General features: G+C 59.2%; 12 protein-coding genes. 11 read left to right on the top strand and 1 reads right to left on the bottom strand.

Translation table 11 applies throughout. The features are described 5' to 3' along the window. Positions 1–195: 195 nt before the first annotated feature. Positions 196–1,122, bottom strand: coding sequence for a serine O-acetyltransferase EpsC (gene epsC, locus ACYZT9_RS01855; protein WP_462008306.1), 927 nt, complete (start codon positions 1,120–1,122; stop codon positions 196–198). 190 nt (positions 1,123–1,312) lie between these two features. On the opposite strand from epsC, the gene ACYZT9_RS01850 reads away from it, so the two are divergent. The 11 genes from ACYZT9_RS01850 to ACYZT9_RS01800 all read left to right on the top strand — a co-directional run bounded on the left by ACYZT9_RS01850 (position 1,313) and on the right by ACYZT9_RS01800 (position 12,773). After that, the gene (locus ACYZT9_RS01850; protein WP_462008305.1) at positions 1,313–2,311 is read left to right on the top strand and encodes a D-cysteine desulfhydrase; all 999 of its coding nucleotides are present in this window, start codon (positions 1,313–1,315) and stop codon (positions 2,309–2,311) included. A gap of 248 nt (positions 2,312–2,559) precedes the next feature. Further along, positions 2,560–3,354 carry a cystine ABC transporter substrate-binding protein gene (tcyJ, locus tag ACYZT9_RS01845; RefSeq protein WP_462008304.1) on the top strand — a complete coding sequence of 265 codons (795 nt, stop codon included), beginning with the start codon at positions 2,560–2,562 and terminating at the stop codon, positions 3,352–3,354. Continuing rightward, positions 3,354–4,019 (top strand): cystine ABC transporter permease, encoded by a 666-nt coding sequence (gene tcyL / locus ACYZT9_RS01840; protein WP_462008303.1) that lies wholly within the window; start codon positions 3,354–3,356, stop codon positions 4,017–4,019. Before tcyJ ends, tcyL begins: the two co-directional genes overlap by 1 nt. 4 nt (positions 4,020–4,023) lie before the next feature. Next, positions 4,024–4,779 carry an L-cystine ABC transporter ATP-binding protein TcyN gene (gene tcyN, locus ACYZT9_RS01835; protein ID WP_462008302.1) on the top strand — a complete coding sequence of 252 codons (756 nt, stop codon included), beginning with the start codon at positions 4,024–4,026 and terminating at the stop codon, positions 4,777–4,779. 466 nt (positions 4,780–5,245) lie between these two features. After that, positions 5,246–6,010 carry a hypothetical protein gene (locus ACYZT9_RS01830; RefSeq protein WP_462008301.1) on the top strand — a complete coding sequence of 255 codons (765 nt, stop codon included), beginning with the start codon at positions 5,246–5,248 and terminating at the stop codon, positions 6,008–6,010. A 331-nt stretch (positions 6,011–6,341) separates the two neighbouring features. Then, positions 6,342–7,583 (top strand): SfnB family sulfur acquisition oxidoreductase, encoded by a 1,242-nt coding sequence (locus ACYZT9_RS01825; protein WP_462008300.1) that lies wholly within the window; start codon positions 6,342–6,344, stop codon positions 7,581–7,583. A gap of 23 nt (positions 7,584–7,606) precedes the next feature. Beyond that, positions 7,607–8,800, top strand: a complete 1,194-nt coding sequence (locus tag ACYZT9_RS01820; RefSeq protein ID WP_462008299.1) for an SfnB family sulfur acquisition oxidoreductase — start codon at positions 7,607–7,609, stop codon at positions 8,798–8,800. Then, a complete protein-coding gene (locus ACYZT9_RS01815; RefSeq protein ID WP_462008298.1) occupies positions 8,800–10,158 on the top strand; it encodes an LLM class flavin-dependent oxidoreductase in 1,359 nt (452 codons plus the stop codon). The genes ACYZT9_RS01820 and ACYZT9_RS01815 overlap by 1 nt, the downstream gene beginning before the upstream one ends. A gap of 47 nt (positions 10,159–10,205) precedes the next feature. Further along, positions 10,206–11,015, top strand: a complete 810-nt coding sequence (locus tag ACYZT9_RS01810; RefSeq protein ID WP_462008297.1) for a MetQ/NlpA family ABC transporter substrate-binding protein — start codon at positions 10,206–10,208, stop codon at positions 11,013–11,015. Positions 11,016–11,017: 2 nt separating this feature from the next. Further along, positions 11,018–12,139, top strand: a complete 1,122-nt coding sequence (locus ACYZT9_RS01805; RefSeq protein ID WP_462008296.1) for a methionine ABC transporter ATP-binding protein — start codon at positions 11,018–11,020, stop codon at positions 12,137–12,139. Beyond that, positions 12,129–12,773, top strand: coding sequence for a methionine ABC transporter permease (locus ACYZT9_RS01800; protein ID WP_462008295.1), 645 nt, complete (start codon positions 12,129–12,131; stop codon positions 12,771–12,773). Before ACYZT9_RS01805 ends, ACYZT9_RS01800 begins: the two co-directional genes overlap by 11 nt. The last annotated feature ends 62 nt before the right edge of the window (positions 12,774–12,835 follow it).

Here is a 12,835-nt window from a genome sequence, read left to right as displayed (position 1 = left end):
GAAGGGTATGACGTGGGGTTTGGTAGATTCGTTCAGTGGAGAATTGGCTGAATGCCATTATCTCGGTTCGCCTTGAAACCATTCGCGAGCAAGCCCGCTCCCACATTTGATCGCATTCCCCTGGAAGAACTCGGTCAGTTGTGGGAGCGGGCTTGCTCGCGAAGGCGGTCCATCGAACAGCAGAGATTTCGAACCCTACTTCTGCGTCCCGTCATCATGCTGCAAATTTGCCTGCGTCAGGTTGCACCCGGCCGGCACGCTGCGGGTCAGCCAGACATTGCCGCCAATGGTCGAGCCCTTGCCAATGGTGATCCGCCCCAGAATCGTCGCGCCGGCATAGATCACCACATCATCCTCAACAATCGGGTGCCGCGCATGGCCCTTCTGCAACTGGCCATCTTCATCCGCCGGAAAACGCTTGGCCCCCAGGGTCACGGCCTGATAGATGCGCACACGCTCACCAATGATCGCGGTCTCGCCGATCACCACACCCGTCCCGTGATCGATGAAGAAACTGCGGCCGATCTGCGCTCCAGGGTGAATGTCGATACCGGTCGCCGAGTGGGCGATTTCTGCGCTGATCCGCGCCAGCAGCGGCAGCCCGGCGCGGTATAAATGATGCGCGAGGCGATGGTGAATCACCGCCAGAATTCCCGGATAGCACAGCAAGACTTCATCGACGCTGCGGGCCGCCGGATCACCGTGATAGGCCGCCAGGACGTCAGTGTCCAGCAAGCTGCGCAGGCCTGGCAGGGCGAGGGCGAAGTCCTGAATGATCTGGATCGTCTTGGCCTCGACTTCGGTGTCGACCTTGGCGCTGTGGCGGGCGGCGTAACGCAGTTCGAGCCGTGCCTGTCCCAGCAACGCGTTCAGCGCAACGTCCAGTGTGTGGCCGACGTAGAAATCTTCACTCTCTTCGCGCAGGTCCACCGGGCCGAGGCGCATCGGGAACAGAGCACCGCAGAGGGCTTCAAGAATCTCCGCCATGGCCGCTCGGGAAGGCAACTCGCGACCGCCCTGCTCACCGCTGGCGCGGCCATTTTGGGCACGCCACTGGTCGCGCGCGGTGCGCAGTTGGCTGACGATGGTCTGCAATTGCCAATGGCTGGAACGCTCGCTCAAGGTAAAAACTCCACACCGGCGGCCGGACTGTCTGGCCGCGCTAACGGCGATTACTTTACGGCAAGGTCTGGAGGTCGAATTAAGAACCGATTGTGCTGTGCTCAGCACGTTTGGATATATGTGATTGGCGGTTGCCCGTACTAATAGCCGTGCCTATAGTCCTGACATCTTCCTCCGCCAGTACGGACCCATGATCAAACAACAGCTCGCCCGTTTTGACCGCCTCGATCTGCTCGGCCACCCGACCCCTCTGGAAAAACTCGAACGCCTTTCGGCCTGGCTTGGCCGAGACGTGTACGTCAAACGCGACGACCTGACGCCGCTGGCGATGGGAGGCAACAAGCTGCGCAAACTCGAATACCTCGGCGCCGATGCGCTGGCTCAAGGTGCCGACACCCTTATCACCGCCGGCGCGCTGCAATCCAACCACGTGCGCCAGACTGCTGCCCTTGCTGCCAAATTGGGCCTGGGCTGCGTCGCACTGTTGGAAAACCCGCTGGGCACCGATGACGCCAACTATGTCGGCAACGGCAACCGTTTGTTGCTTGACCTGTTCGATGCCAAGGTGGAGTTGGTGGAAAACCTCGACAACGCTGACGAACAACTGGAATCCCTGGCCGCACGCCTGCGCAGCAATGGCAAAAAACCGTACCTGGTGCCGATCGGAGGCTCCAATGCGTTGGGCGCTTTGGGTTATGTGCGCGCCGGGCTGGAATTGGCCGAGCAAATCAAGGACACCGGCCTGACGTTTGCCGCGGTAGTGCTGGCCTCGGGCAGCGCCGGGACCCACAGCGGCCTGGCACTCGCGCTTAGCGAAACATTGCCGGATTTGCCAGTGATTGGCGTGACCGTTTCGCGCAGCGATGAAGATCAGCGGCCCAAGGTCCAGGGCTTGGCCGAACGCACCGCGGCGCTGTTGAACTTGAGCCTGCCGGCCAGTTTCAAGGTCGAGTTGTGGGACGAATATTTTGGCCCGCGCTATGGCGAGCCGAATGCCGGAACGCTGTCGGCGATCAAACTGGTCGCGAGTCAGGAAGGTTTGCTGCTGGATCCGGTGTATACCGGCAAGGCCATGGCCGGCTTGCTGGACGGGATTGGTCGTCAGCGTTTTGATGAAGGGCCGATCATTTTCCTGCATACAGGTGGAGCGCCGGCGTTGTTTGCGTACAAAGACTCGCTGGCTGGATGAAGTGCTTTTGTGGCGAGGGAGCACGCTCCCTCGCCGCAGGGGATTGCGCTGGCCATATATGCAATTAAAGAATAACAAACAGAATATTTATTATTTTCCTATCTAATAGCGCCATCATATAGTCACGCCGCAGGCGAATTTGCAGCGAGACGCATACGCTGCTTTAGGGCAGGATATTGCAGTCGTCCAAATCCCGATTTTGCCAACATTCCGAATAGCGTCTTCATAAGAAAACACAGGGGCTTGTCATGAATTTTTCCGCACTACGTCGAAATCTGCTGGTGGGTTCGCTGGGCCTGGCGCTGAGCGCGGGTCTGCTGGGGCAAGCGGTTGCCGGTGAGCAGCTGCAAAAAATCAAGGACGCTGGCGTGATCAACGTCGGCCTGGAAGGCACCTACCCACCGTTCAGTTTCGTCGACGCCGACGGCAAACTGGCCGGCTTCGAAGTCGAGTTCTCCGAAGCTCTGGCCAAAGAGCTGGGCGTGAAGGTCAAACTGCAACCGACCAAATGGGACGGCATTCTCGCGGCGCTGGAATCCAAGCGTCTGGACGCGGTGATCAACCAGGTGACGATCTCCGAAGAGCGCAAGAAGAAGTATGACTTCTCCGAGCCATACACCGTTTCCGGGATACAGGCGCTGACCCTGACCAAGAACAAAGACACCATCAAGACCGCCGCCGACCTGGCCGGCAAGAAAGTCGGTGTAGGCCTGGGCACCAACTACGAGCAGTGGGTGAAAGAAAACGTTCCGAAGGCTGACGTCCGCACCTACGAAGATGATCCGACCAAGTTCCAGGATCTGCGCGTGGGCCGCATCGACGCCATTCTGATCGACCGCCTCGCCGCGCTGGAATACGCCAAGAAGGCCAAGGACACTGCCGCCGCCGGCGAAGCTTTCTCCCGCCAGGAAGCCGGTATCGCCCTGCGCAAAGGCGAGCCTGAGCTGCTGGCAGCGGTCAACAAGGCCATCGACAAGCTGCGCGCCGATGGCACGCTGAAAAAGCTTTCGGAAAAGTACTTCAGCGCTGACGTCACTCAATAATGGAAGAAGCTTTCCAACTTGCGCTGGACTCCGCGCCCTTCCTGCTGAAGGGCGCGTACTACACGGTAATCCTCAGTCTGGGCGGGATGTTTTTCGGCCTGCTGATGGGCTTCGGCCTGGCGCTAATGCGTCTGTCGCGCTTCAAAACGGTGAGCTGGCTTGCGCGCATCTACGTGTCGTTCTTTCGCGGCACGCCGTTGCTGGTGCAACTGTTCGTGATCTATTACGGCTTGCCGCAATTGGGCATCGAACTTGATCCGCTGCCGGCGGCCCTGATCGGCTTCTCGCTGAACATGGCGGCTTACGCCTGCGAAATCCTCCGTGCCGCGATCAGCTCCATCGAACGCGGTCAGTGGGAAGCCGCGGCCAGTATCGGCATGACCCGCGCGCAAACCCTGCGCCGGGCCATCCTGCCGCAGGCAATGCGCACCGCGCTGCCGCCGTTGGGCAACAGCTTCATCTCGCTGGTCAAGGACACGGCACTGGCGGCCACCATTCAGGTGCCGGAGCTGTTCCGTCAGGCACAGCTGATCACCGCCCGGACCTTCGAAATTTTCACCATGTACCTTGCCGCCGCGCTGATCTACTGGATTCTGGCCACGGTGCTGTCGCACCTGCAGAACCAGTTGGAAGCCCGGGTCAATCGGCACGATCTGGAGTCCTGACCCAATGATTGTCGTGGAAAAACTGACAAAGCAGTTCAAGGGTCAAGTCGTGCTCAACGGCATCGATCTGGAGGTGAAGGAAGGCGAGGTCGTCGCGATCATCGGGCCAAGCGGCTCGGGGAAAACCACGTTCCTGCGTTGCCTGAACTTCCTGGAAGAACCCACCAGCGGCCGGATCAAGGTTGGTGACATCGAAATCGATGGCAGCCGCCCGCTGAACCAGCAGCAGAGTCTGGTGCGGCGCTTGCGCCAGCACGTCGGCTTTGTGTTCCAGAACTTCAACCTGTTCCCCCATCGCACCGCCCTGGAAAACGTCATCGAAGGCCCGATCATCGTGAAGAAGATCCCGCACGCCGACGCCGTTGCCCTGGGGAAAAAGCTGTTGGCCAGGGTTGGCCTGGCGGGCAAGGAAGACGCTTACCCGCGACGCCTCTCCGGTGGTCAGCAACAACGCGTGGCAATTGCCCGAGCGCTGGCGATGGAACCGGAAGTGATTCTGTTCGATGAACCCACCTCAGCGCTCGATCCGGAGCTGGTGGGTGAAGTTTTGGCGACCATCCGCAGCCTGGCCGAGGAGAGACGCACCATGGTCATCGTCACTCATGAAATGGGTTTTGCCCGTGACGTGGCCAACCGCGTGGTGTTTTTCGACAAGGGTGTGATCGTCGAGCAAGGCGAAGCCAAGGCACTGTTTGCCAATCCTGAAGAAGAACGCACAAAGCAGTTTCTCAGCAAGTTTCTGAACAATACTCACAACTGAACCGCAATAACAAAGTGTTAACTTCCATGGACGGAAATAACACTGCGTTTTTATTCCCTCTTTAAGCACACTCGATTAATTTACCCTTCTTTCAATATCGTGTGCGGTACATATATATGTCCTGCTACAGATAAACCTCGCCTAAAATCCTGGAGCTACTTAACCAGCGGTGTATGCGCTGAAATCACCCCCACCCTCCAAAATCCGCTGATTCAGTGGTCATGTTCGACAGCACGATGCGGCTTCTTAACCTGAAAGTGTAGGAGCTTTCTGAATAACATCAGATTCATTACTTAACTTACATGCTCTATTGACAGTTATTCCCGCGCGCTCTTATCTAGTCTCCAGCAGATGCAATCAATCACTATCAATCATTGTTTTCATTCGAAAGTAATGAGCCGTTTGTTGCTTGGCAATTCAGCTCTTTCAGAAACGGACTTCGCTGCAAGACTTCAAGGAGAAACCCATGAAAAACACTTCGAACAGACCCGAACTTGCGGCACCAACTGTGGCGCAATCACACAAGAGCGGCATCAACATCACCTCGGCGGCTCATCTGCTGATCGACGTGGCACCTTACCCCGGCATGGACGACGGTGACTTGATCGAGCTGTTCTGGGACAACTGCTACGTGGCCTCAAGGGTGCTGAATGCCCAAGACGTCGGTGAAGCGATCAGTCTGCGAGTGCCGGAAAGTTTCATCGCCAATGGTTCCTCGCGCCTTCACTATCGGCTCATGCAGGTCGGCCATGGGCCTGCGCTGTCACCGGCAACCCGCGTACAGATCAAGCTCGACTGCCCGGGTGGCCAGCCATCCGCACTGTGTGGTGACGAAAACCAGAGTCTGGCGCCGGTGAACATTCCCGAAACCATCCGCCGCCAGGGTGTCAACCCGAACCAGGTCAAGCGCGGCGTTCCCTTGACCATCGAGCCGTACCTGAACATGGCCGCCGACGATGAAATCACCTTGCGCTGGGGCGATGCGCGCATGGACCTGCCACGGCTCAAGGCGAGCGACGTGGGCGAGCCGATTCAGGTCTGGGTGCCGCCATCCATCATTCTCGAAGCAGGCGAAGACCTGCGGCTGGAGGTGACCTACTGCATCCTCGACCGTGTGGGCAACAACTCGCGCTGGGCGCCGGCACGTACGTTGAAGATTGGGTGTGCCAACCCCTATTTGAAGGTCCGGCCGAAGGAAATGTTAATGGCCGCTGAATCTGACAAGAAGTGAAAACCCATCGCCCCTGTGGGAGCGGGCTTGCTCGCGAAGGCGGTGTGTCATGCACATTGACAACGCTTGACCTACCGCCTTCGCGAGCAAGCCCGCTCCCACAGGGGTCGCGCTCGACCCATTTAAGCCCCTTCTATTCATATTCCAAAAAGTTAGTTTATTAATTTTTTATACACGCTTAGGGTATATACACCGGACCACCGGACATTCTTGTTTTTACTTCGCCGCAACCCTCGCGGCGTTTCATGAGATGTGAGGTAGGTATGATCCGGAACACAATCACCCCAGTGCAGATCGCCAGGGCATTGCGTGCAGCCAAGGAGCGGCACTGATGTCCAGTCTGGCAGATGCATTCATCCAGAGTGATCTGGACGTCGCCCCCTTGTTGTTGCCCGCGCAGGTCTTGCGCAACGACGCGCAAGCCGTCATGGCCGCCCATGAGTTGGCGCAGGTCGCTCGTCTGCAAGCGGCCAAACGCGACCAGCAGCGCAAGTTGCCATGGTCGGAAATCGAACAGTTCACCCGCAGCGGTCTGGGCAGCATTGCCATCCCGCGCGAATATGGCGGCCCGCAGGTTTCGTTCGTCACTCTGGCCGAAGTGTTCGCGATCATTTCCGCGGCCGACCCGGCACTTGGACAGATCCCGCAGAACCAGTTCGGCATTCTCAACCTGGTGCTGGGCAGCGCGACCGAGGCGCAGAAAAAGCAGCTGTTCAAAAGCGTGCTCGAAGGTTGGCGCATCGGCAATGCGGGGCCTGAACGCGGCACCAAAAACACCCTCGAACTCAAGGCACGGATCACCGCCGACGGTGACGGTTTTGTCATCAGCGGGCAGAAGTTCTACTCCACCGGCGCCCTGTTTGCCCACTGGGTCGCGGTCAAGGCGCTGAACGATGACGGCAAGCAAGTGCTGGCTTTCGTCCGTCGTGGCACGCCGGGTCTGCGCATCGTCGATGACTGGTCCGGTTTCGGCCAGCGCACCACCGCCAGCGGCACCATTTTACTCAACAACGTGCGGGTCGACGCCGAGCTGGTGGTGGATAACTGGAAGATCAATGACACGCCGAACATTCAGGGCGCCGTCTCGCAACTGATTCAAGCGGCTATCGACGCCGGCATCGCTCGCGGCGCCATCGATGACGCCATCGAATTCGTGAAAACCCGCGCCCGACCGTGGATCGACGCCAAGGTCGAGCGCGCCAGCGATGACCTCTACGTAATCGCCGACATCGGTAAACTGAAAATCGAACTGCACGCCGCCGAAGCGCTGCTGCGCAAGGCCGGGCACGTGCTGGATCAGGTCAACGCGGCACCGCTCACCGCCGAATCCGCCGCGCACGCCTCGATTGCCGTGGCCGAAGCCAAAGTGCTGACCACCGAGATCTCGCTGCTGGCCAGCGAAAAGCTCTTCGAACTGGCCGGCAGCCGCGCCACCCTCGCCGAATTCAACCTCGACCGCCACTGGCGCAATGCCCGCGTGCACACCCTGCACGACCCGGTGCGCTGGAAGTATCACGCCGTCGGCGCTTACCACTTGAACGGTACTTTACCGGCTCGCCACTCCTGGATTTAACGACCAGATCTCTGGAGAAACACATGACTCTTTCTCACCACGTCGCGGTCATCACCAGCGATGAACAAGCCCTGATCGTCGCCACTGATCTGGCTGAAGATTTCAAACGCGACAGCGCTTTGCGCGACCGCGAACGCCGTTTGCCGCACCCGGAACTGGAAGTGTTTTCCCGCTCGGGCCTGTGGGGCATCAGCGTGCCGAAGGAGTACGGCGGCGCCGGCGTTTCGAACGTCACGCTGGCCAAGGTAATTGCATTGATCGCCCAGGCTGATGGCTCCCTCGGACAAATTCCTCAGAACCATTTTTATGCCCTCGAAGTGCTGCGCGTGAACGGCAGCACCGAGCAGAAAAAACGTCTCTACACAGAAGTTCTGGCCGGTCAACGCTTTGGCAATGCGCTCGCCGAACTCGGTACAAAAACCGCTCACGACCGCGTCACCAGCCTGAAACGCGACGGTGACGGTTATCGCATCAACGGCCGCAAATTTTACGCCACGGGCGCGATCTACGCGCAACGCATCCCGACCTCAGTGGTGGATGAAAACGGCGTGCAGCAACTGGCATTCGTCCCACGCGACAGCAAAGGCCTGACCGTCATCGACGACTGGAGCGGCTTCGGCCAGCGCACCACCGGCAGCGGTTCGGTGGTCTTCGAAGATGTCTACGTTGCTGCCGAAGACGTGATCCCGTTTCAGAGTGCCTTCGAACGCCCGACGCCAGTCGGCCCGTTGGCGCAAATTCTTCACGCCGCTATCGACACCGGCATCGCCCGCGCAGCCTATGAAGATGCGCTGCATTTTGTGCGGACGAAAACCCGGCCATGGATCGACGCCACCCATGAAAAAGCCACCGAAGACCCGCTGACCATCAAGAGCTTCGGCCACCTGAGCATTCGCCTGCACGCCGCCGAGGCGCTGTTGGAACGCTCCGGTGAATTCCTCGACAAAGCCCAGGCCCACACCAACGCCGAGACCGTTGCCGCCGCGTCAATCGCCGTTGCCGAAGCCCGGGCCATCAGCACCGAAATCTCCCTCGCCGCCGGCAGCACGCTGTTTGAACTGGCCGGCAGCCAGTCGACCCTGATCGAACACGGACTGGATCGCCACTGGCGCAACGCTCGGGTGCATACCCTGCACGACCCGGTGCGCTGGAAGTATCACGCCGTGGGCAACTACTACCTCAACGATGAAAACCCGCCGTTGCGAGGGACGATCTGATGGCCGACGCCAGAAAGAAGATCCTGCTCAACGCGTTCAACATGAACTGCATCGGGCACATCAACCATGGTTTGTGGACGCACCCACGGGACAATTCCACCCAGTACAAAACCATCGAGTATTGGACCGATCTGGCGAAGTTGCTGGAACGTGGGTTGTTCGATGGCTTGTTCATCGCTGATATCGTTGGCGTGTACGACGTCTATCAAGACTCGGTAGACGTGCCACTGAAAGAGTCGATCCAGTTGCCGGTCAACGACCCGTTGCTGCTGGTCTCGGCGATGGCCGCCGTCACCAAAAATCTTGGCTTCGGTCTGACCGCCAACCTGACTTACGAACCGCCCTATCTGTTCGCCCGGCGCATGTCGACGCTCGACCATCTGAGTCGCGGTCGGGTCGGCTGGAACATCGTCACCGGTTACCTCGACAGCGCCGCCAAAGCCATGGGTCTGAGCGAACAGGTGGAACACGACCGTCGTTACGACCAGGCCGACGAATACCTCGAAGTGCTCTACAAACTCTGGGAAGGCAGTTGGGAAAACGGCGCGGTGATCAACGATCCCGAACAACGGATCTACGCGCAGCCGAACAAAGTGCACAAGGTCGAGCACAAGGGCGAGTTCTATCAGGTCGAGGGCTATCACCTCTGCGAACCGTCGCCGCAGCGTACGCCGGTGCTGTTCCAGGCTGGCAGTTCGGATCGCGGTTTGCTGTTCGCCGGGCGGCATGCCGAGTGCGTGTTCATCAGCGGCCAGAACAAACCGTCGACCCGGGTTCAGGTGGACAAGGTGCGCGCCAGCGCCGTCGAGGCAGGGCGCAATCCTGAGGACATCAAGGTGTTCATGGGCTTGAACGTGATTGTCGGCGCCACTGAAGAGCTTGCCTGGAAGAAGCATGCCGAGTACCTGAGCTACGCCAGTGCCGAGGCAGGCGTGGCGCATTTCTCGGCGTCGACCGGGATCGATTTTTCCGAGTACACCATCGACGAACCGATCCAGTACGTGAAGAGCAACGCGATTCAGTCGGCCACCAAAAACCTGCAAAACAATGACTGGACCCGGCGCAAATTGCTTGAGCAGCACGCGCTCGGTGGTCGCTACATCACGGCTGTCGGCTCGCCTGAACAAGTGGCCGATGAGCTGGAATCGTGGATCGCCGAAACAGGCCTGGATGGCTTCAACCTGACGCGGATTGTCACGCCGGAAAGCTATGAGGATTTCATTGAACTGGTGATTCCGGAACTGCAGCGGCGTGGGTCGTACAAGACGGCCTATGACGATGGCAGCTTGCGGGAAAAGCTGTTTCACGCAGAGGCGCATTTGCCTGAGCAACACACAGGATCGGCATTTCGCCGCTAAAAGCCCGCTCAAATACCCCAAATTAATGCACTGACTGGAAACTCATCATGAAAAAGACCTACCTCTCTCACCCAGTCAAAGCACTGGCCCTGGCCCTCGGCCTCTTCAGCTCCATCACCTTCGCCGCTGACGCGCCCCTGAAAGTCGGCACCACCGCCGCGTTCGCCATTCCGCTGGAGGCCGCTGTAGAAGAAGCCAACAAACAAGGACTGAAAGTGGAGCTCGTCGAGTTCACCGACTGGATCGCCCCTAACGTCAGCCTCGCCGCCGGCGATATCGACGTGAACTACTTCCAGCACGTCCCTTTCCTGGAAAACGCCAAGGCCGCCTCCGGTTTTGACCTGGTGCCCTTCGCACCGGGCATCATCAACAACGTCGGCCTCTACTCGAAGAAATACAAAAGCTTCGACGAGCTGCCGCAAGGCGCCAGCGTCGCCATCGCCAACGACCCGATCAACAGCGGTCGTGGCTTGCAACTGCTGGCCAAGGCCGGGTTGATCACACTCAAACCGGGTGTCGGCTACAAGGCCACCGAAGAAGACATCATCGCCAACCCGAAGAAAATCAAAATCCTTCAAGTCGAAGCCGTGCAACTCGTGCGTGCCTACGATGATGCCGATCTGGTTCAGGGCTACCCGGCTTATATCCGACTGGCGAAGACCTTCGATGCCGGTTCCGCGTTGCTGTTCGACGGCCTCGATCACAAGGAATACGTGATCCAGTTCGTGATCCAGCCGAAAAGCAAAACCGACCCGCGCCTGATCAAATTCATCGACATCTACCAGCATTCGCCAGTCGTTCGAGCAGCCCTCGACAAGACGCACGGCAAACTCTATCAAGCCGGTTGGGAAAGCTGAGAATGACGGCCGCTATCCAACGGCGACTGGAAATTCCAGAGCCTAAAAAAGCCGAACAGACCGAACTACACCCGGACCTGAATCGTGCTCACGTGCGATTCATCGGCCTGGGCAAAACCTATAACGGCCAGCAAGGTCCGGTGGCCGCGCTGCATGGCATCGACCTGGCCATTCAGCGCGGCGAAGTGTTCGGCATCATCGGCCGTAGCGGCGCCGGCAAATCGTCACTGATCCGCACCATCAACCGTCTCGAACAACCGAGCACCGGCCGCGTGCTGATCGACCAAGTGGACATCGGCGAGTTCGATGAAGACCGCCTGGTAAAGCTGCGTCGGCGCATCGGCATGATCTTTCAGCACTTCAACCTGATGTCGGCCAAGACCGTTTGGCAGAACGTTGAGTTGCCGCTGAAAGTCGCCGGCGTGCCAAAGGAAAAACGCGAGCAGAAAGTCCGCGAGCTGCTGGAGCTGGTCGGCCTGCAAGAGAAACACAAGGCCTACCCGGCGCAGCTCTCCGGCGGGCAGAAACAGCGCGTCGGCATCGCCCGCGCGCTGGTGCATGACCCGGCGATTCTGCTGTGCGACGAAGCCACTTCGGCACTGGACCCGGAGACCACGCAATCGATCCTCGGCCTGCTGCGCGAGATCAATCAGCGTTTGGGTTTGACCATCGTACTGATCACCCACGAGATGGCGGTGATCCGCGACATCTGTGACCGCGTCGTGGTGCTGGAGCACGGACGCATCGTCGAGCAAGGCCCAGTGTGGGAAGTCTTTGGCAACCCGCAACACGACGTCAGCAAAACCTTGCTCGCACCGTTGCAACACGCGTTGCCGCAAGAGCTGCAAAGTCGCCTTCAGGCTCAACCACAGTCGTCGGACGCCGCTGTTGTGTTGCGCTTGCAATTCACCGGCAGCGCTACCGACGAACCGGATCTGGCTGCGCTGTTCGCCGCACTCGGTGGTCGCGTGCGCTTGCTGCAAGGCGGTGTGGAGCGGATTCAGGGCCATGCGCTGGGGCAATTACTGTTAGCGGTGGCCGGTTCGTCCCTCGGTGCCGATGAACTGCGCCAGCGTGCCGGTCAATGGGCGCAACGGGTGGAGGTGCTGGGTTATGTGGTTTGATCGCTTGCTGCAAGGCTTCATCGACACGTTTTTGATGGTGGGCGTGTCGTCATTGATCGCGTTGCTGGCGGGGATTCCGCTGGCGGTGATCCTGGTCACCAGCTCCAGGGGCGGGATCTACGAAACACCTGCCCTGAACCGCGCATTGGGCGCGTTCGTGAACCTGTTCCGCTCGATTCCGTTTTTGATTCTGATGGTGGCGTTGATTCCGTTCACCCGGTTGATCGTTGGCACCACTTACGGTGTCTGGGCTGCCGTGGTGCCGTTGACCATTGCCGCTACGCCGTTCTTCGCGCGTATCGCGGAAGTCAGTTTGCGCGAGGTCGATCACGGACTGATCGAAGCGGCGCAAGCAATGGGGTGCCGGCGCTGGCATATCGTCTGGCATGTGTTGTTGCCTGAAGCGCTGCCGGGGATTGTCGGCGGTTTCACCATTACCTTGGTGACGATGATCAACTCGTCCGCCATGGCCGGCGCGATTGGCGCGGGTGGGCTGGGGGACATTGCTTACCGGTACGGGTATCAGCGGTTTGATAGCCAGATCATGCTGACGGTGATTGTGTTGCTGGTGGTGTTGGTGGCGATGATTCAGTTGGGAGGGGATCGGTTGGCGCGGGGTCTCAATAAGCGTTGATTCCGGCTGACGTTTTTGGTTGCCAGTGATACCGCTTTCGCGAGCAAGCCCGCTCCCACACT

The organism is Pseudomonas sp. ZT5P21, assembly GCF_054897785.1.
The sequence above is the reverse complement of the archived record's forward strand: the minus strand, read 5'-3'. Positions and strand labels throughout refer to the sequence as shown.